Source organism: Micromonospora sp. CNZ285 (assembly GCF_004637285.1).
This window is the reverse complement of the sequence record NZ_SPQD01000001.1, coordinates 2,628,869-2,648,901: the sequence shown is the minus strand read 5'-3', so window position 1 is coordinate 2,648,901 and position 20,033 is coordinate 2,628,869. Positions and strand designations below refer to the sequence as shown.

General features: G+C 71.9%; 13 protein-coding genes and 1 pseudogene. 11 read left to right on the top strand and 3 right to left on the bottom strand.

All coding sequences use genetic code 11. The features are described 5' to 3' along the window. Position 1 precedes the first annotated feature (1 nt). The 8 genes from CLT75_RS11940 to CLT75_RS11905 all read left to right on the top strand — a co-directional run bounded on the left by CLT75_RS11940 (position 2) and on the right by CLT75_RS11905 (position 16,069). Positions 2-178: an MbtH family NRPS accessory protein gene (locus CLT75_RS11940; RefSeq protein WP_116511457.1), complete on the top strand. Its 177-nt coding sequence runs from the start codon at positions 2-4 to the stop codon at positions 176-178. Further along, positions 175-1,359: an acyl-CoA dehydrogenase family protein gene (locus tag CLT75_RS11935; RefSeq protein WP_135240866.1), complete on the top strand. Its 1,185-nt coding sequence runs from the start codon at positions 175-177 to the stop codon at positions 1,357-1,359. Before CLT75_RS11940 ends, CLT75_RS11935 begins: the two co-directional genes overlap by 4 nt. Positions 1,360-1,401: 42 nt before the next feature. Next, the gene (locus CLT75_RS11930; protein WP_116507021.1) at positions 1,402-5,544 is read left to right on the top strand and encodes a type I polyketide synthase; all 4,143 of its coding nucleotides are present in this window, start codon (positions 1,402-1,404) and stop codon (positions 5,542-5,544) included. Then, positions 5,541-6,758 carry an MFS transporter gene (locus tag CLT75_RS11925; RefSeq protein ID WP_135240865.1) on the top strand — a complete coding sequence of 406 codons (1,218 nt, stop codon included), beginning with the start codon at positions 5,541-5,543 and terminating at the stop codon, positions 6,756-6,758. Before CLT75_RS11930 ends, CLT75_RS11925 begins: the two co-directional genes overlap by 4 nt. After that, on the top strand, positions 6,755-10,222 hold the full coding sequence (locus CLT75_RS11920) for a non-ribosomal peptide synthetase (RefSeq protein ID WP_135240864.1): 3,468 nt from the start codon (positions 6,755-6,757) through the stop codon (positions 10,220-10,222). Before CLT75_RS11925 ends, CLT75_RS11920 begins: the two co-directional genes overlap by 4 nt. Continuing rightward, positions 10,219-13,167, top strand: coding sequence for a type I polyketide synthase (locus CLT75_RS11915; protein ID WP_135240863.1), 2,949 nt, complete (start codon positions 10,219-10,221; stop codon positions 13,165-13,167). Before CLT75_RS11920 ends, CLT75_RS11915 begins: the two co-directional genes overlap by 4 nt. A 71-nt stretch (positions 13,168-13,238) precedes the next feature. Beyond that, a complete protein-coding gene (locus CLT75_RS11910) occupies positions 13,239-14,015 on the top strand; it encodes an alpha/beta fold hydrolase (protein WP_167796901.1) in 777 nt (258 codons plus the stop codon). Beyond that, on the top strand, positions 14,003-16,069 hold the full coding sequence (locus CLT75_RS11905; RefSeq protein WP_135240861.1) for an amino acid adenylation domain-containing protein: 2,067 nt from the start codon (positions 14,003-14,005) through the stop codon (positions 16,067-16,069). Before CLT75_RS11910 ends, CLT75_RS11905 begins: the two co-directional genes overlap by 13 nt. Before the next feature lie 259 nt (positions 16,070-16,328). Here CLT75_RS11905 and CLT75_RS33150 read toward each other — a convergent pair whose 3' ends face one another. Continuing rightward, positions 16,329-16,703, bottom strand: a complete 375-nt coding sequence (locus CLT75_RS33150; RefSeq protein WP_167796851.1) for a hypothetical protein — start codon at positions 16,701-16,703, stop codon at positions 16,329-16,331. Here CLT75_RS33150 and CLT75_RS11900 point away from each other — a divergent pair. Beyond that, positions 16,615-16,812, top strand: coding sequence for a P1 family peptidase (locus CLT75_RS11900; RefSeq protein WP_486485341.1), 198 nt, complete (start codon positions 16,615-16,617; stop codon positions 16,810-16,812). The genes CLT75_RS33150 and CLT75_RS11900 overlap by 89 nt on opposite strands. A gap of 19 nt (positions 16,813-16,831) precedes the next feature. Here CLT75_RS11900 and CLT75_RS11895 read toward each other — a convergent pair. Further along, a pseudogene (locus tag CLT75_RS11895) lies at positions 16,832-17,347 on the bottom strand (transposase); the annotation flags it as partial. Between the two features lie 170 nt (positions 17,348-17,517). Here CLT75_RS11895 and CLT75_RS32850 point away from each other — a divergent pair. Both CLT75_RS32850 and CLT75_RS11885 read left to right on the top strand, forming a co-directional pair. After that, positions 17,518-18,522, top strand: coding sequence for an IS110 family transposase (locus CLT75_RS32850; protein WP_209310315.1), 1,005 nt, complete (start codon positions 17,518-17,520; stop codon positions 18,520-18,522). Between the two features lie 113 nt (positions 18,523-18,635). Then, a complete protein-coding gene (locus CLT75_RS11885; RefSeq protein WP_135240860.1) occupies positions 18,636-19,274 on the top strand; it encodes a hypothetical protein in 639 nt (212 codons plus the stop codon). Between the two features lie 479 nt (positions 19,275-19,753). On the opposite strand, the gene CLT75_RS11880 is transcribed toward CLT75_RS11885, so the two are convergent. Continuing rightward, positions 19,754-20,017 carry a hypothetical protein gene (locus CLT75_RS11880; RefSeq protein WP_135240859.1) on the bottom strand — a complete coding sequence of 88 codons (264 nt, stop codon included), beginning with the start codon at positions 20,015-20,017 and terminating at the stop codon, positions 19,754-19,756. Positions 20,018-20,033: the final 16 nt, after the last annotated feature.

Sequence of the window (20,033 nt, the reverse complement as noted above, 5' to 3'; positions counted from 1 at the left end):
GATGCGAAATCCATTCGAGTCCGAGAGGGACCTCATTGTGCTGATCAACCAGGCTCGTCAATGTTCCCTCTGGCCGGCCGAGCTGCCGCCGCCGCACGGTTGGACGCCGCGCCACGGGCCAGCGACCCGTGCCGAGTGCGTCGAGTACGTTGAGCAGGTCGCGGGGCGCCGCGGATGAACGCGCCCACCCCGCAGGAGACGCTGGCGGCGCGGGTCCGTCGCGCGGCCAAGGTTGCGGCCGCCGAGGCGGACACCGTCGACCAGGAAGGTCGGACGCCGGACGCCGCGATCGGTGCGCTACGCGAGGAACGGCTGCTCGCTCCGGGCCCCGGGGACGGCGGCAGGTGGTGGACCGCACGCGAGATCGCCGCCGTGTCGTCCGCGCTGGGCGGGGCGTGCGCCTCGACCGGGATGATCTGGGCGATGCATCAGGGACAGCTGCTGAGCATCGCCCGGCAGCCCACCGCCACCGACGAGCTGACCAAGTTCGTCGCTGGCACGTGGCAGGCCCAGCCGTTGATTGCGAGCCTCATGTCCGAACGCGGTGCGGCCGATCCCCGGCAGGGCAACGCCTTCTGCGACCGTTCGCCCGACGGCGGCCTCACCGTCGTCAAGGAGGTGTCGGTCTCCTCATATCTGGCGGTGGCGGACGCCGCGTTGGTGGTGGCGCGCCGCGACGCGGCCGCCCCGCTCTCGGACCAGGTGCTGGTGGTGGCCGATCGGGCCGGCATCGACATCGCCAATCCGGTGCCGTGGAACGCGATGGGCATGCGCGGCACCGCCAGCGGCGGGTGCCGGGCGACGGTGTCCAGCCGGGCGGACATGGTGCTCGCCGAGCCGTTCGCGGTGACCGGCGCGCAGGTGATGACTCCGCTGACCCATCTCGGCTGGGCCGGGTGCTGGTGGGGCATCGCGTCGGCCGCGGCCGACCGGGCCCGCCGCTTCCTACGCCGCCGGGCGTCGGGCGGTGCGAGCGATCTGCTCGCCGCGAAGACCGTCCGGCTCGGTCGGATCGCCCAGTCGTTGGACCAGTCGCGCGCGCAGATCAGGGCGTTCGCCGACGAGTACGACGCCGCGGCCGTGGCCGGCGTCCATCCGGCGGGGATGCCGCGCCGGGCGAACAACGTGCGCCTCGCGGTGGCCGAGCTCGCGTTCACCGCAGTGGTGGACGCGATCGAGCTGATCGGGGTGGACGCCTACCGCGAAGCCGAGTCGAGCAGGTTCAGCCTCAGCCGTCATCTGCGGGACGTCACCTCCGCCCGGGTCATGATCAGCAGCGACCGGATCAGGTTGGCCAACGGCACGCTGGCCCTGATGCCCGATGGGGACCTCGTGGACGAGTTGGACGGACGTGGATGAGCCGGTCGGGCGTGAGGCGCCGTCCGGGCGTGGGGAGGTGACATGACGGAGAGCGGCAGGATTGCCATCATCGGTATGGCGGTGCGGGTACCCGGCGCCGGAGCGGACCTCGACCGGTTCTGGGAGAACATCAGGACCGGCACGGAAAGCATCTCCTTCTTCGACGTCGACGAACTCGTCGCGCAGGGCGTCCCGGCGGAACGGGCGCTGGATCCACGGTTCGTCCCGGCCCGCGGCGTGCTGACGGACGTGGACCGCTTCGACGGTGCCCTGTTCGGCTATTCGCCGAGTGAGAGCGCGTTGATCGATCCTCAGCAGCGGATACTGCTCGAATGCGCGTGGGCGGCCCTGGAGCAGGCGGGCCACCCGCCGGTGGGGTCCGACCCGAACCGGACCGGGGTGTACCTGGGCACCGGCATGAACCTGTACATGCTGGACAACGTCCTGCCCAACGAACGGGCCGTGACGAACGCTGGTGGCCTGCAACTGGTGATCGGTGCGGACAAGGACTATGCCGCTACGCGGGTGGCGTACAAGCTGAACCTGCAGGGCCCGGGCGTCACTGTCCAGACGGCCTGCTCGACCTCCCTGGTCGCGGTCCACATGGCGGTGCAGTCCCTGCTGTCCTACGAGTCCGACCTCGCCCTGGCCGGTGGCGCCTCCGTCGCGCCCCCGTCCCGCCGCGGATACGTCCACGAGCCGGGCAGCATCCTCTCCCCGGACGGCCACTGCCGCGTCTTCGACGCTGCGGCCGAGGGCACGGTGGCCGGCGACGGCGTGGGCGTGGTGGTCCTCAAGCGGTACGACGACGCGGTCCGTGACGGCGACACCGTGCACGCGGTGATCGTGGGCTCGGCGGTGAACAACGACGGGGCGCGCAAGGCTGGCTTCACCGCCCCCGGTGCCAGCGGCCAGGCCGCCGTGGTGGCTGACGCGCTGGCCGTGGGCGGGATCCCGCCGGAGACGGTCGGGGTGATCGAGACCCACGGCACCGGCACCAGGCTGGGCGACCCCATCGAGGTCGCCGCGCTCTGCGAGGTCTTCGGCTCGGCGGCGCCGGACCGACCAGGGATCGCGCTGACCGCGCTCAAGTCGATCGTCGGTCATCTCGACGTCGCGGCCGGTGTGCTCGGCCTGGTCAAGACGGTGCTTGCGCTGAGGCACCGGACCATCCCGCCGGTCGCCCACTTCAAGAGCCCGAACGAGCTCCTGCACCTGGGGGACTCCCCGTTCTTCGTGCCGACCGAGGCCGTCCCGTGGCCCGAGGTCGACGGCGTCCGCCGCGCGGGCGTCAGCTCCTTCGGCATCGGCGGCACCAACGCCCACGTCGTCCTCGAGGAAGCGCCGCAGGTGCCATCGGCGGAGGCGGCAGACGGCCCGGAGCTGCTGCTCGTCTCGGCCCGGTCCCAGGCGGCCGCCGAGGCCGGTCTGCGTGCGCTGGGGACGGCCCTCGCAGCCGAGAAGCCCCCGGCGTTGGCCGACGTCGCGCACACGTTGCGGGTGGGCCGTACGCCCCTCTCCTGGCGCGCGGCGCTGGTCGCCGACACCGCTGCGGCGGCGGCGACCCGGCTGCCCCAGGCCGCCGTCCGCAAGGTCGAGGACGGCGCGACCGTGGTCTTCGCGTTCCCCGGCCAGGGCGCCCAACGCCCTGGCATGTTCCGGGCGAGTCATCGAGCCGACCCGGTGTACCGGGCCGTTTTCGACGATGCGGCCCGACGCGTCGCCGCTCTGTCCGGCCTCGACCTGCCCGCGCTGCTGCACAGCGAGGACCCGCTCGACGCGGCCACACTGGCCCAGACCCGAGTGGCCCAGCCTGCCCTGTTCGTCACCGAGCTCGCCGCCGCGCACAGCCTGCTCCGTCGGGGCGTCGTACCCTCCGCCATGCTCGGGCACAGTGTCGGTGAGCTGGTCGCGGCCTGCCTGGCCGGTGTCTTCGAGCTGGACGACGCACTCGCCGCGGTCGTCGAGCGAGGCCGGCTGATGCAACAGGCCGCACCTGGGGCGATGCTGTCGGTCTTCGCGCCGGTGGACACGGTCGCCCCGCTGCTGCCGGCGAACGTCGACATCGCGGCGCGCAACTCGCCCACCGTGACCGTCGTATCCGGGCCGGCGCCGGACCTCGACCAGCTGGCCGGTGTGCTGCGGGAGCGGGGTCTGTTGAGCCGTCGGCTGTCCACCTCGCACGCCTTCCACTCCCGCGCCATGCAGGACGCCGCCGACCGCTTCACCCGGTTCCTGAGCGGGTTCACGCTGCGGCCGCCGCGGCTACCCGTCCAGTCCACCGTTACCGGCCGGCCTCTCACCGACCGGGAGGCGGTCAGCCCCGAGTACTGGGGCCGCCAGTTGCGCCACACCGTCGACTTCAGCGCTGCCGTGACGGGGGTGCGCGACTCGCTCGCCCCGACGGCATGGCTCGAGGTGGGGCCGGGACGCGCGTTGCAGGTGCTCATCCGGGAGCACCTGCCGGCACCAGAGCAGGCCCGGGTCTGGGGCGTCAGCGGGGACGCCGCCGGCGACGATCACCGAGCGCTGCTCACTGTCGTGGGGCAGCTGTGGTCCGTCGGTGTCGGCGGGGCCTGGGATCCGGCGTACGCCGAGCGGCGCCGCCGGGCGCCGCTGCCGACGTACGCCTTCGACCGTACCCGCCACTGGCTCGATCCCGAGCGGTCGCCGACGGTGGCCGAACCGGTGGCCGTGCCGGCTGGCACGTACACCACGACTGAGGACGAGGGGATGAAGCAACCAGTCATGACAGCCGCCCCGTCGGTCACCACCGGCACGTCGGCCGGTGACGTCACCGGCACTCTTGAGCAGCTGTGGAAGGACGTGCTCGGCGTCGATCGTGTGGCTCCGGAGGACGACTTCTTCGAACTCGGCGGGCACTCCCTCGCCGCGCTGCGGCTGCGCGGCCGCATCCGCGACGGTCTAGGTGTGGAGGTCGAGCTGGACCAGCTGTTCGACGAGCCGACCTTCGGTGCGCTCGCCGCGTTCGTGGAGGCCGCCCCGGGCGCGGCACCGGCACCGGCACCGCCGCCGGTAACACCCGCCGTCGCGACGCGTCCAGTCGTCCAGTCGCCCGTAGCGGCGAGCAACGTGGCTGCTGCCCGGCGGCCGGGAGTGCCCAGTACCAGCATCTACTTCTTCTCTTCCCAGCAGGACGACTCGGGAGATGGTTACGGGCTGGTGCTGGACGCCGTCCGGCTCGCCGACCGGCTGGGCTTCGAGGCGGTCTGGAGCCCCGAACGCCACTTCCACAAGTTCGGCGGCCTGTACCCGAACCCCGCCGTGCTCAACGCCGCGCTGGCCACCGCCACCACCCGCATCGGGCTGCGCGCCGGAAGTGTCGTGCTGCCCCTGCACCACCCGTTGCGGCTGGTCGAGGACTGGAGCGTGGTGGACCGCCTTTCCGGTGGGCGGGTCGGCCTCTCCTTCGCGGCCGGCTTCCACCCGCTGGACTTCGTGCTGGCGCCGCACCGCTTCGCCGATCGGCGGCAGACCTTCCGCCGGGACGTCGAGCTGATCCGCCATTTGTGGCGGGGCGGCAGCCTGGACGACGTGGAGGCGGGGGCCGGTGACCGGGTCAGCGTGCGGCCGTACCCGGCCCGGGTCCAGGCCGAGCTTCCGGTCTGGCTGACCGCGTCGGCGAGCGACGAATCGTTCCAGCTCGCCGGTGAGGTCGGCGCCAACCTGCTGACCGCGCTGCTGGCGCTCACTCCCGAGCAGCTGACGGCGAAGATCGCCATATACCGCCGGGCCCGGGCGGAGCACGGCCACGACCCCGAAGCGGGCCGGGTCACGTTGATGGTCCACTCGTACGTGGGTGAGCCACACGAAGACGTTCGCGCCACCTGCGAGTCGCCCTTCCTCGACTACCTCCGCAGCCACACGGAGCTGTTGAGCAGCCTCAGCCGGGCGATGCCGGAGGAGGAACTCGATCTGCAGAACGCCTCGGAACGGGACCGGCAGGCGATCGTCCGCCGCTCGTACCGTGCCTTCTACGCCAGCAGGTCCCTTCTGGGCACGCCGGAGGTCGTGGCACAGCGCCTGCTGGACTTCGGACGGATGGGCGTTGACGAGGTTGCCGCCCTCATTGACTTCGGGCTGCCCGCCGACCGGGTGCTCCGCGGCGTGGAGCGCCTCGGCGCGGTTCGGGAACGGCTCGAGACGGAGGACTTCCACTCATGATCAGCCCATCCTTCCGCCGGCTGCTTGCCGCCACCGGCCTCTCCGACGCCGCCAACGGCGTGTTCTCCGTCGCGGCGGTCATCATCGCCTCGCAGGTCTCCCGCTCGCCGATGGTGGTGGGTGCGATCACGGTCGCCTCCACCCTGCCGTGGCTGGTGCTGGCGATCCCGGCCGGCATCCTGGTCGACTCGGTGGACCGCCGGCGTGCGATGACCGTCGCCAACGTCACCCGCGGCCTGCTGATGCTGCTGCTGGCCGCGCTGTTGACCTTGGACGTGCCGGTCGCCCTGCTGTTGGTGCTGATCGTCTTCGCGGTGGCGACCGTGCAGACCGTAGTGGACACCGCAGCCGAGACGCTCATCCCGGAGATGGTGCCTCCCGAGGACCTGACCCGGGCCAACGGTGCCATCTCCGTGTCGACCCGGATCTCCTACCAGTTCGCCGGTCCGCTGTTCGCCGGTGTGCTGGTCGGAGTGGCGATCGAGGCGCCCGCCTGGGCGGCCGGGGCCGCCTGCCTCGTCGCCGCCCTGCTGCTCGGCCGGATCAGCACTCCGTACCGGGTGCGGCAGGAGCCGGGCGAGCGTCAGCCGGTGCAGTTCCTGCACGGGCTCCGCACGATCGCCCGTCGACCGGTGCTCGGCACGATGGTCGGCGTCGGCGCCTTGACCACCCTGGCCAACGCCGCCTTCCACACCGTCTTCGTTCTCTACGCCATCGCCCCCGGACCGCTCGGCATGAGCCCCGGCACGTACGGGCTCGTCATCGGGATGATCGGCGTCGGTGCCGCGCTGGGATCCCTGCTGACCGCCCGTTTCGAGCGTCTCGTCGGCCAGGAGCATCTGCTGTGGCTGACCCGGGTCGGGTGGGCGACGGTGTTCGCGGCTCCGCTGGTGGTCAGCCAGGGGGTCTGGCTCGGCCTGGTCATGGCGCTGGGCAGTGTGTTCGGGGGCATGTGGTCCGTACAGGCGATGTCGGTGCGCCAGCGCACCGTCCCCGGGCACGAACGCGGCCAGATCGCCGGGGCCTCCCGGATGATGTCCTACGGCGCGACCCCGCTCGGCGCGGCGCTCGGCGGTGTGGCAGGCGGCCTCCTCGACACCAGGGTGATCTTCGTGCTGTGCGCCCTCACGTCGCTCGTGGCCATCGTGCCGATCCGCAGGTGGATGTCAGCCCCGGCGCTGCGGCGGGCGGAACTGCAGGCGGCGGCCGCGTGAGTGCGGAGCTCCTCGTCCCGCGGTCCGGTGATCGTCCCGCCGCCAGCGGTGGCCCCGACGACTGGTTGCCCGTCGTGGCGGAGTTGCTGGGCGTCGACGCCGCGCACCTGCGGGACCGGATCGACCGGGACTCCTTCGTCGGGCTCGGCGCCACGTCGCTGAACGCCATCGAACTGCTCGCGCTCGGCGAACGGGAGCTGCGACGCCGGGTGGACATCGCCCGACTACTGGGGACCGAGGCGCTTGGTGCCGTGCTGCGGGACGCGGAGGCGGTGCAGCCGGTGCCAACCGCCGCCCCGGTCGACGCGCCGACGGCGACCCGGCCCCTGCTGCCGGGGCAGCGCGCCATGCTCGCCGCGCACCTGGCCGGCGCGGATCGGGCCTACCACCTGCTGTTCAGCCTCGACTGTCCCGCGGAGCTCGACGAGCAGCGCGTCAGTGAGGCGGTCGACGCGCTGGTGGCACGACACGAGTCGCTGCGCACCATGTTCGTCGTCGAGAGCGGCGAGTCGGCCCGCGTCGTGCTCCCGGCAACCCACCGGCCCCGGCTGCTGCGGCAGGCGTTGCCGGACCAGGACGAGGCGCCGTGGCGCACTGTGCACGAGCAGTTGGCCACCGCGAGCCCCGACCTGCTCCAGCCGTACGTCCGCCCACCGGCGGTGTTCGTGCTGACCCGGGCCGGCCGCCGCAGCCTGCTGACCCTGCTCGTGCACCACGTCCTCGTGGACGGGTGGAGCATCGGCCTGCTTTGGCGCGAGCTGGCCGTGGCGCTCAGCGACGGGCCCGGCAGCGTCCGGTCGGCCGGTGGCCAGGCGGACCTGATCGGTGAGCGACTGCACGCCGTGACAGTGACGGGGGAGCTGCGCCGGGCGTCGGATCGGCTCGTCCGGCGTCTCGCGGACGCGCCGAGCACCCTCACGCTGCCCACTGATCGCGCCCGCCCCGGGCAGCCGGACGGGTCGGGATCCCGGTTGACCTTCACCCTCGACCCGTCCGTCGCGGAGGCGGTCGAGGGGGTGGCCCGCCGATGCGGGGTGACCGTCACCACCGTGGTCGCCGCCACCTGGGCGCTGGTCGTGTCGCGCCGCGCCGGCCAGCGCGACCTGCTGCTCGCCATGCCGTTCGCCGGCCGGTCGACCGCCGAGCTGGCCCGGGTCGTCGGGCTGGCCACCCGGGTGGTGCCGGTGCGGGCCCGGATCGACGACGCCGCGTCGGTCACGGAGCACGTACGGACCTTCGCCGCCGCGCTGCGCGAGGCCGGCGCGGACGCCGAGGTGCCCTTCGAGCGGCTGCTGACGGACCTCGGCGTGGCACCTGATCCGGCGCGCAGCCCGCTGACGCAGGTCGGGTTCGCCGCCCACCACGAGCTGGTGCCGGCCACGGTGACCGTCTCCGGACACCAGGCGACCGTGCGGGAGGGACACTGCCGCGGCGCCGCCTTCGACGCCATGCTGTACCTGCAGAGCTGGCAGCAGCGGCCCCGCCTGGCGCTGGAGTACGCCACCGCCGCGCTGGGACCGACCGAGGCGGCCGACCTGGTCGAGTCGTTCCGGGCCGGACTGGCCGAGGTGGTGCGGTCGACGGGGGAGCCCCTGGGCCGGGTGCGGACCATTTCCCCGGAGCAGCACGAGCTGCTGCCTCGGTGGGGCGGCGGAGCGCCGGTGCGGGTCAACGACGACGTGTGGCAGGCATTCGAGCGCCGGGCCCGGGCTCACCCCGACGCGGCGGCGGTCCGGGACTCCGACGCCGGCGTCGAGCTGACCTACGGGCAGCTGCACGAACACGCGGTAGCTCAATCGGTCCTGCTGCACGAGCACGGGGTCCGAGCCGGTGAACGGGTCGTCGTCGACCTTCCCCGCTCGGCCGCGGAGGCGGTCGCGGTCCTCGCAGTGCTCCGGTTGGGTGCGAGCTACGTGGCGGTGGAGGCGGCGCAGGCGCCGCGGGGCCGGGAGCAGGTTGTCTCCGCCGTGAAGGCCCGGGTGCGGATCGGCAGAGCGGACACGGCCGGCTGGCCTGCCACGGATCGTTGTCCACCCGTCGACCTGAGCGCCCCGGCCCGGCCGGCGGGCCACGAGGTACCGGCCGCCGCCCCGGATCCGTCGCGGCCGGTCTACGTCTCGTTCACCTCGGGGTCCACCGGTCTTCCCAAGGGGGTGGTGGTACCGCACCGCGGGGTGCTTCGGCTCGCGCGCGACGCGGATCTCTTCGCACCCGTGGAGCGGCCTCGGATGCTACGCCTCGCGCCGCTGGCCTTCGACGCGTCCACGCTGGAGCTTCTCGTTCCCCTGGTCCGCGGCGACGCCGTGGAGGTGTTTCCGGCGCGCGAACCGTCACCGGGCGCGCTGGCGGAGTTCCTGGCGGCGACACCGGTCACTCACGCCTGGTTGACCTCCGGGCTCTTCCACCTCGTCGCCGAGCACCGTCCGGAGGCGTTCCGTACCCTCCGGCAGCTGTTCACCGGTGGTGGAGTGGTGTCCGGCGCCCGGGTAGGCCAGGTGCTCCTGAGGTGCCCCGGCCTGCGGGTCAGCAACGGGTACGGGCCGACCGAGAACACCACGTTCACGACCGTCCACCACGTCGACACGCCCGACCGGGCGGAACCCGACCTGCCGATTGGCCGGCCGATCGCGGGCACCAGCCTATGGGTACGCGACGACGCGGGAGCTCCGGTCCCACCCGGCGGGGTGGGCGAGCTGTGCGTTTCCGGGTCGGGCCTGGCCGACGGCTATCTGGCGGACCCGGAGCGCACCGCCGAGGCGTTCGTGGCCTGTGACGGGGAGCGGTGCTACCGCACTGGTGACCTGGTGCGCTGGGACACCTCAGGCCTGCTGCGCTACCTGGGTCGCAACGACCGGCAGGTCAAGATCTCCGGACACCGAGTGGCGCTCGACGAGGTGGAGAATCTGATCAGGCGCCAGCCCGGTGTCTCCGACGCGGCGCTCTTCGTCAGCGACGACCACGGACGGACCCGGCTGACCGCCGCGGTGATCACTGAGGGAGGGAACGGCGACCTGGCGGCGCTGCGCGAGTGGGTCGAGCAGGAGTTGATGCCGCAGGCCCGCCCGCAGCGCTGGCTGCGGCTGGACGCCTTCCCCCTCACCCGCAACGGCAAGGTGGACCTCGGCGCCCTTGCCGCCCGGCCGCCCGCCGGTCCGGCCCCGGCGCCGCCGGCGACCGACACGGACGCGACACCGGCGGTGCCGAGCAGCGCCGACCCCGATCCCCTGGCACGGTACGAGGAGCTGGTCGGCGAGGCGTGGTCCACCGTGCTGGGCACCGACGACTTCGACTCCGACGAGGCGTTCTTCGATGTCGGTGGGGACTCGCTGCAACTCGCGCTCGTCCGCAACCAGCTGCGGGAGCGGCTGCCGGGGCGTGCGCTCCCGATGACCGATCTCTACCGGTTCCCGACCGTACGGGCACTCGCCGAACACCTGCGGGCGGCGGAAGGGAGGGCAGGATGACCGGGCCGACCACGGACATCGCCGTCGTTGGCCTGGCTGGCCGGTTTCCCGGCGCCGCCGACGTCTGGCGGTACTGGGACAACATCGAGGCGGGCCGGGACTGTGTCACGCGGCTGACCCCGGCAGACCTCGCCGAGGCTGCGGTGCAGACCGAACAGCGCGACGATCCCGCGTACGTGCCGGCCCGGGGGATCATCGCCGACGTCGACTGCTTCGACGCGGAGTTCTTTGGCATACCCGCCCGGGAGGCCGAACTGATGGACCCTCAGCACCGACTGCTCATGCAGACGTGCTGGGAGGCTCTCGAGAGCGCCGGGCTGACCACGGACCGACCGTTCGGCCGGGTGGCGCTCTTCGCCGGCGCCGGCCTCAACTACTACCTGCTCAACCAGGTGCTGCCCGCCACCGACGTCGTCGCCGCGCAGGGCCTGCTCGCGGTGGTTCTGGGCAATGAGAAGGACCATCTCGCGGCAAAGGTGGCGTACCGGCTCGACCTCGGCGGTCCCGCCGTGACAGTGCAGACCGCCTGCTCGACCTCGCTGGTGGCGGTACACCTGGCCTGTCAGAGCCTGCGCGCCGGGGACGCGGACGTGGCGCTTGCCGGTGGCGCCTGTGTCGCTGTTCCGCAGCGGGCCGGCTACCTGTACGAGGCAGGTGGCATTCTCTCCGCGCAGGGAACCTGCCGGCCCTTCGACGCCGCCGCCGGCGGCACGGTTCCCGGCAACGGCGTGGGCGTCGTGGTGCTCAAGCGGCTCACCGACGCGCGACGCGACGGTGACGAGGTGTACGCCGTCGTCCGGGGATCCGCCGTGAACAACGACGGCGGTGTGAAGGTCGGTTACACCGCTCCGGGGGTGACCGGCCAGGTCGACGTGCTCCGGCGGGCCTACCAGAACGCCGGGGTCAGCGCCGCGACCATCGACTACGTCGAAGCGCACGGCACCGCCACCGAGACGGGTGACGCGATCGAACTCGCCGCGTTGACCGAGGTGTTCAAGGAGCACGGCGTGGAAGCGGGGTCCTGCTCCCTCGGCTCGGTCAAGGCGAACATCGGCCACCTGGACGCGGCCGCGGGCGTGGCTGGCCTGATCAAGGCGGTCCTCGCGCTGCGTACCGGGCGGATCCCGCCGCTGGCCGGGCTGACCGCGGCCGGACACGGGCTCGACGACCCGTCCAGCGTCTTCGTCCTCGACCGGACGGCCCGGCCGTGGCCGTCCGCGGCGGATCGACCCCGCCGGGCCGCGGTGAGTTCGTTCGGCCTGGGCGGTACGAACGCGCACATCGTCCTGGAGGCGGCGCCCGCGCCGGATCGCTCTCGCACCGATGAGGAGGTGCCGGTGCTTCTGCCGGTGTCGGCGCGTAGCGCCACGGCGCTGGACGAGGCCCGGCAGCGACTCGCCCAGCACCTCCAGGCGCATCCGGACCTGGCGCTGCGCGACGTCGCCCGTACCCTGCAGGCGCACCGGCGCCACTTCCGGCACCGGCACACAGTGGCCGCCCGGACGACGGCGGAGGCAGCCAAGCAGCTCACCGCCGGCAGGTCGGGTCCACCGGCGGCCCGCCGGCCCCAGCTGGTCTTTCTCTTCCCCGGGCAGGGGGCTGAGCGCACCGGCATGGCCGCCGGGGCCTACGCCCGGTGGCCCGGATTCCGGGCGGATGTCGACCGGGGTGCGGAGGCACTGCTCCCGGTGCTCGGCGTCGACCTGCGTGACCTGCTGCTGAATCCGGGAGCCGGCGCCGACATCCACCGCACCGACCTCGCTCAACCGGCCCTGGTCCTGCACGGGTACGCCGTCGCCCGGCTGCTGATGTCCTGGGGCCTGCGTCCGGCGGCGCTGGTGGGGCACTCCGTCGGCGAGTACACCGCCGCCGCTGTGGCTCGGGAGATGGGATTCCTCGACACGCTGCGCCTGGTGGCCCGGCGTGGTGCCCTCATGCAGGCGACGGAGGAAGGCGCGATGGTCACGGCCCTGACCTCCGAGCCGACCGTCCGCGAGTTGATGGTCGACCTGGACCTGGACGTGGCCGCGGTCAACGGCCCCGACGTGATCGTCGTCTCCGGGGGGCCCGCGCCCGTGCTGTCCTTGGAGGATCGGCTGATGGCGGCGGGCGTTGCCTTCCGCCGGCTGCCGGCGCAGCGTGCGTTCCACAGCCGGCTGATGACTCCCGTCATGGACGAGCTGGCCCGGGCGGCGGCCGACACCCCGACCAGGGGCCGCCGGATCGCGGTGGTGGAGACCGTCGGCGGAACTCTCCTGCCGTCCGGGCAGGGTCGGGACGGCGGTTACTGGGCCCGCCAGGTCCTCGCGCCGGTGCGCTTCGCGGACGCGGTCCGCCGGGCGGTCGACTCCCCGGACACGGTTCTCGTGGAGGTGGGGCCGGGCACCGCACTCAGCGGCGCGGCCCGCCGGATCCCGAAGGCCCGGGAGCTGCCGATGGCCGCGATCCAGCCGGGTCTCCGCTCGCTTCCCGACGACGACCAGATCCTGGCCGCCGTGGGCCGGCTCTGGGCGGCCGGCGGTGGAGTGGACTGGGACGCCGTGGGTCCGTCGGAGGGACGCAGGGTGTGGTTGCCCGGCTATCCGTTCGCCCCGCAGCGGCACTGGCTGGCGGCGCCCACGCCGGTTCCTGGGCGGGAGTTCCCGCGGCCCGAACCGGCCCGTGAACCGACGGCCGCGCCCGCCGGTGCGGTACTCGCTCCGGACGAGGTGATTACCGAGGTGCTCGCCCTGTGGCGCGAGCTGCTCGGCGCCGGGAAGGTGACCGCGGACGCCGACTTCTTCGAGCTGGGCGGGGAGTCACTGCTGTTCATCCGGATGATCAACCGCGTCCAACGTCGGTACGACGTACGCCTGGACATGACGGCGCTCACCGCTATGGCCACCGTCGCCGCGGTGGCGGAAGCAGTGCGGTCGGCTCGCGCCCGCGGAGCGGGCGAGCCGTGACGGCGCGCGCGACGATTCTCAGCGGGCGCTGGGCTGGCGGCGCGCCAGCGCGGCCTCCGGTGTTGACCCTGGTGTGTGTTCCGCACGCCGGCGGCAGTCCCATCGTCTTCCACCGGTGGGTCGCCGCGCTCGCCGCCGACGGCGTGGCGGTACGCCCCGTGCTGTGGGACGCGATCGCCGAGAGCACCGGGGAGACCTGCGGGATCACCGCCCGGGCCGAGTCGCTCGCCGCGCAGGTCGGTCAGCTGCGCGGTCCGTGGGCGCTGCTCGGTCACAGCCTCGGCGCGCTGATCGCCACCGAGACGGTGCGGCACGTGGCACGCCGGGGCGGTCGGCTGCCCCGGCGGCTGGTTCTCTGCGGCGCCGCGGCGCCGGGCCACGGCGTCTCGGCGGCGCCCCTCGTGGCGGCGCCCGACAGCGACGTGATCGACTTCCTCCGGCTCCTCGGCGGCACGCCCGAAGAGGCGTTCACCGATCCGGACGTGCGCGCGATGCTACTGCAGCGGTTCCGCCGGGACCTGGCGTTGCTGAATGGTTACCAGCCCACCCTGGACGCGCCCCTGCCCTGCCCGGTCGCGGTGTACGGCGGCACCGTCGACCCGGCGGTGCCCGTCGCGGCCCTGGCCTCCTGGCTGGACCTGGCCCCCGACGCGCAGGTTCGGCTCTTCGAGGGTGGTCACTTCTTCCTCCATGACGATTTCGTCGCGGTCCGGGCCGCCCTGCTCGAGGACTGCCAGGTCGGGCACGCCGACAGGCCGGCGGGCGGGCACGGCGACCGACCGACGGCAGGGCCGCTCCGGACAGACTCCCCTGCAACCGTCCCGGAAGGTGTCCAGTGGAACTGTTGAACCCGTCCACGACCGACGTCCGACCGCGCCTGCTGGACCCGGAGTGCGCGGCCGGGTTGACCCTGCTGGCCCGGCGACACGGCCTGCGCCCGGAACAGGCGCTCGGCGCCGTGGGGGCCGCCCTCGCCTATCGGTTGACCCGGCGCCCGTCAGTCCCGGTGCATGTGGGGCGGAAGCGCTGGCGGGTGTTGCCGTTCAGCGACGACACCACCTTGGCGGCGGCGCTCGCCGCCGCCCCGACCCACTGGGACCTGCCGGTCGGGGAAACCGCCGTCGTGGTCGAGGCGGCAGCGGACGACAGTGGCCCGTCACCGGGCCTCGTGCTCCGCATCGGGGAGAGGGGGCAGGCCTGGCGGCTCCGCGTGCCCGGCGCCATGGTCGACGCCGCCCTGCTCGCCGACCGGCTGCGCCTGCTCATCGACTGCCTGGTGACGGCACCGGACCGGCCGCTGTCCGCCATCGATCCGGTGGGCCCTTCGGAACGGGCCCTGCTTGCGTCGTTCGCCGGCGCGCGGCGGCCGCTGCCGGAGGCGACCGTGCCTGAGCTGATCCGCCGGCAGGCGCTGGCCACGCCCGAGCGGATCGCCCTCCGCTGGGCCGACGGTGAGTTGACGTACGCGGACCATCTCGACCGGGCGGCCGAGATCGCCGGCAACCTGCGGGCCGCCGGGGTAGGCCGAGGCGACGTGGTCGGGCTCTGCGCCGAACGGTCCGCCGACAGCGTCGCCGCGGTGCTCGGCATCATGCTGGCCGGCGCGGCGTACCTCCCGCTGGAGGTGGGGCACCCGGCCTCGCGGCTCAGGGACATGCTGGAGACGGCCAAGGCGCGTACCGTGCTGGCCAGCGACGCCGGAGCGGCCGCTCTCCGCGACGCGGACCTGGCGTCGCTGATCCGGCTGACCGGTGGCGGGTGCGACGGGCCTGCGGTCGACTGGCGGCGGGCGGGCCCGGTCATCGATCCGCTCGACCCGGCGTACGTCCTGTTCACCTCAGGCTCGACCGGTCGACCTAAGGGTGTGCAGGTGCCGCACCAGGCCCTGGTGAACCGGTTGACCTGGATGCAGGACGCCTACCGGTTGGTTACCGACGACGTGGTGTTGCACAAGACCCCGGCGACCTTCGACGTGTCGCTCTGGGAACTGCTGTGGCCCTTCATGACCGGTGCCCGGTTGGTCGTCGCGCCGCCGGAGGCCCACCGGGACGCCACGGAGATCGTCGATCTGGTCCGCCGCGAACGGGTGACCACGGTGCACTTCGTGCCGGCCATGCTGGACCTCTTTCTCGCGGAGCCGGACGTGGGCGAGTGCCACTCGTTGGTACGGGTGATCTGCAGCGGTGAGGCGCTGGCGCCGAGCCTGGTGAACCGGCTGGCCGCCGTGTCGGACGCCGAGGTGCACAACCTGTACGGGCCGACAGAGGCGGCGATTGACGTGACTGCCTGGCGGTGTCGTCGGCCCGAGCCCGGTCCGGACGTGCCCATCGGTGCGCCGATTGCGAACGTGGTGGTGCACGTGCTCGATGACGCCGGGCGGCTGGCACCGGTCGGCGCGGTGGGGGAGATGTTTCTCGGGGGCGTCTGTCTCGCCACCGGCTACATCGGCAGCCCGGAGCTGACGGCGCAATCCTTCGTGCAGCGGGACGTCGACGGTGTGCGCCAGCGGTTGTACCGTACCGGCGACCTCGCCTGGTGGGACGCGGGCGGCAACCTGCATTTCGTCGGCCGGCGGGACAACCAGGTGAAGCTGCGCGGCCAGCGGGTGGAGCTGGGCGAGATCGAGGCCGTCCTCGGCGCTCATCCCGCGATCGGCGGCGCCGCGGTGACCCTGCACCGTCGGGGGACCGCAGGCCTTCTCGTGGGCTACTTCGTGCGGGCGTCGACAGGGTCCGACGAGGATCTCTCGGATGCGTCGCTGCGAGAGTACCTGTCTGACCGGCTGCCCGAGCACATGGTGCCGTCGCGGTACGTCGAGGTGTCCGCGATGCCGCTAACCACGAGCGGCAAGGTCGACCGGGCCGCGCTGCCGGAGCCGTCGGCGCGCCGCCGGGTCCGCTGAGACGCTTCCGCAGAGGCAGCGGCAGTGGCCCGGTGTTGCCGCGGCTGGTACGCGAGTGTCCGGCTCACGACCACCTCGGAGACGCCGGGGGCAGGCGCTGGACATGCCGCTGTCGCAGCGCCGGGCACGGCTGGAACAGCTGCTTGTCGATGCGCCGGCATCCGACGCGTAGTGCAGCCATCCGGGGGTGATCAATCAGGGTGCCGGCACCACCGTGAGGAACCCGTTGAGCGCTGCACGGTGGTGACGGGCGTTGAGACTACGCATCGACCGGCTCCTCCTGCTTGAGGACCACGGTGAGGTCCGGCGAGCGGGACAGGTGTCGCCGGACGACGTCGTCCAGCCGGTTCGCGGACACTTCGTCCAACCGGCGCGGCCACTCCTGGCGTTCGGACTCCGGCCGCAGGCCCAGGTCCTGCCAGTAACCGCTCAGGGTCAGGCGGGACTCTCCAGACGACCACAGCGTCCGCTGCTCGGCCACGGTGTGCGCGATAGCGGAGACCCGTTCGGTGGGACTGGGCGCCCAGCCGGTGACCAGGTCAGCGATGCGAGCCGTCGCCTCCTGCACGGTGATGCTGCCGCGAGGTCGTGCGGGGGTGGGCTCGGCGTGTGCTGCCGGAGCGTCGGTGCTCAACGGCAACGGAGAGATGACCGGTGCGGCGTTCGTCGAGGAGGCTGGTCTGCTGGACCTGCCCGTGGTGCTGACCAATTCGCATGCCGTCGTGCCGCCCATTGTGGCGTGATCGACTGGGTGGTGGCGAACCAGTCGGTCATCTCCTCGATCACCTTGTCGGTGATCCGGGAGATCGTCTCCTTGCTGACCGAAGCGCCGTAGATCTCGGCGAAGTGCGCCGAGATCTCCCCGGTCGTCAGGCCTTTGGCATACAGCGACAACACGACCTCGTCGACGCCCGACAGGCGGCGCTGCCGCTTCTTGACGATCTGGGGCTCGAAGGTGCCGGCCCGGTCGCGGGGCACGTCGATCTCGACATGACCAGTCGCCTCGGTCAGCACCGTCTTGGACCGGGTGCCGTTGCGGATGTTGCCCGACCCCGCACAGGCCGGACCGTGTTTCTCATAGCCCAGGTGCTCGGTCATCTCCTCGTTCAACGCGGTCTCGAGCACCGACTTGGTCAGCTGCTTGAGCAGCCCGTCCGGGCCGGTCAGCGACAAGCCCTGTTCCTTGGCCAGCCGGACCAGCTCGACGGCGGCCTGCTCCTCCGCCGACGGCTCAGGCCTCTTCTTCCGTGGAGTCACATCGTTCAGTGTCGCGGTCATCACGGCACCTTCCTCACCGGGTACTACGCCCGGCGGGTCAGGCCGGAAACACCGTTAGATCCACAGTCCCCGGCGACTGCCTGATGCGATGAAGGAGCGGGGCCTCCGCTCCTCGTGACCTCCCGGCGGGATGCTGGGAGTGCTCACGTCTACGACGAAGGAGGCCCCTGGTGGAAGGGTATGCGGGACAGCAGTTCGTGGGTATCGACCTGCACCGGCGCCGCTCGGTGATTGTGCGGATGACGGAGTCGGGTGAGGTGCTGGAGAGCGTGCGGATCGTCAACGACCCGGACCGGTTGGCCGACGTGGTCGCCCGGGCCGGGCAGACGCCGGAGGTGGTGCTGGAAGCCACCTACGGCTGGTACTGGGCGGTGGACGCGCTGCAGGCGGCCGGCGCGAGGGTGCATCTGGCGCACCCGTTGGGCGTCAAGGCATTCGAGTACCGGCGGGTGAAGAACGATGTCCGCGACGCCATCGACCTGGCCGATCTGCTGCGGATGGGTCGCCTCGCGCAGGGGTGGATCGCCCCGCCGGCGACGCGGGAGTTGCGGGAGTTGGTCCGTCACCGCGCCAAGCTCGTCGCCGTGCGCAGCCTGTGCAAGGCCGAGGTGCACGCCGTGCTGGCCAAGTGCGGCGTGCAGGTGCCGATGACCGTGGAGCTAACTGACGAGGCCCGCGGCCACATGATCCTGAAGCTCGGCACCAGCCGTTTCGAGTGCATCCTCGTACCGGACGTTGGTAACTTCGCCGCCCGTGGCCGGTACCGAGGTCCGGCGCGTACCCTCGACCGCTGGCTTGCCGAACTCAAGCGGCTGGCGATCGGCCGCCGTCCCGTGACGCTTCCCTTCAACTTCTCCGACCAGTGCACCGGGTGGCTGCGGGTCACTCGCATGACGGCCTGGTCGACGTGCAAGCGGGCTGGAGCTTGCTCGGCCAGTACGATTTCGAAGCCTCCAAGTTCCTCACCGCGGGGCGCTTCCCGCCCGACTTCACGCCGGTGCAGAACGCGAGAATTGAGCGCCCGCTGGTCGACATCATCGGAGCGGTCACTACCTGCCGGGACGAGCTGGCCCACCGTCTCGACCCGGACGGCACCATCACCGGCGAGCGGATCGGCGGAGATTGCTGAGCGGGCCGTCGGAGAACGACGCATGGGCAGCACCCGAGCGGTCTGATCTTGACGTCTCTCGCTGGCTGTCCAAGAGTGGCGAGATGACGTCGCGCGTGTGGCTTCACCAGGATGAGCACTTCCGCCCCGGGCGCGGAGCTGTTCCGCACCGAGCGGGAGGTGAACCTGTACTCGTACTCGGCCACGCACAGTCAGATGCTGTTGCGGTCGGACCGGATGCCCGACGTGTACGAACGGCTCCCGACGACCTTGGAGGTGCTGTTCAGTCCTGTCGAGGCGGTGCAGATCCAGGAGTTGTACCGCGGCCTGGTGATCTGGTGCGCGACCGAGGAGGAGGCCGCCCGGGTCTACGACGGCATCGCGGACTACTACGACCCTCGTCCGGAGTATCTACGGGTGCTTGTGCTAGCGAGCGAAGGGGTGACGGGTTACGTCGTCACCGGGGGCGTCGGATGGTGCGAGGGTGAGCTGTCGCCCATGCAGCCCTCGTTCTTCCACACGTTCGACGCTTACGACCCGCTCTGGCCGGTCACACCGCTTGCCGGGGTCGGCGGCGAGTTCGACATCGCCTCCCCACAGGAGGTGGCGCAGGCGTTCCTCACCGGGCTGCCTGAAGGAGAACGCCGTGAGCGATACCGCTACGTCCACGTGCTGACAGCAGTCACCGAGCGGGACGGCCGCCGTAGCCGACACAACCTCGGCGTCTTCCTCACTGAGACGGATGCCGAAGAGGCGATGCGAGTAGTCGAGCCTCACGCGGCGATGTGCTATGTCGAGCAGCTCCCGGCAGTGCTTTAGCAGGCCCGGCCGCCACAATCTGTTCTGAGAAGGGGCCTCGGGAGCGTTGTCTGGCCGAGGCTGAAGCAGCAAGGAGGCAGCGAAGGTCTCGACGGCGGGTGTGGATGGCTGTTGATGAACGGCGGGCAACAGACGGCCACTAGCGCTGCTCGGCATGGAGCCTCACTCATCAACAGGATGTACCCGGCTCCCTCCGACGGGATTCATACCGGCGGGGGCAGGGAGCGGCAGCGCGGGGCGACGTGACATCAATGACCGACATCAACGGTGGCATCGGCACCGCACCGGGTTGCTTGGCCGTCACCGAAGGTGACGGCCAACACGGCTTGAAGTGCATGCTGAATCGGCGTACGCCTCGGGGATCCGACGAGGCGGAGTCGGTAGGATTCCGGCAGCTGAGACTCGAATCCACCGGCAACCCTCTGACCAGGGCTTCCTGTCCGGTGACCTCTGGGGGCTCGAAGAGGTCACCGGAGCACCTAGACTTGTGTGAGCTTTAGGGTTTTGGCGATCGTCATCGGCGGTGGGGCATTGGTTCGTGTGGCCCCTCGGACACAAACGATAACCCCACGGTGTGCGCTGAGATCGACTTCAGCGCGCACCGTTTGCGTTTCCGGCTGGTAGTTCAGTCGGAGGCCGAGTTGTCGGTAGACCTCGGCTTTGTCGGCTGGGTCGGCGTTACGGAGCACGGTGGTGATGTCGCCGAGCGCGGTCACCAAGGTTGTGATCTCTCCTTGGCTCATCCTGCGCACGTTCGTG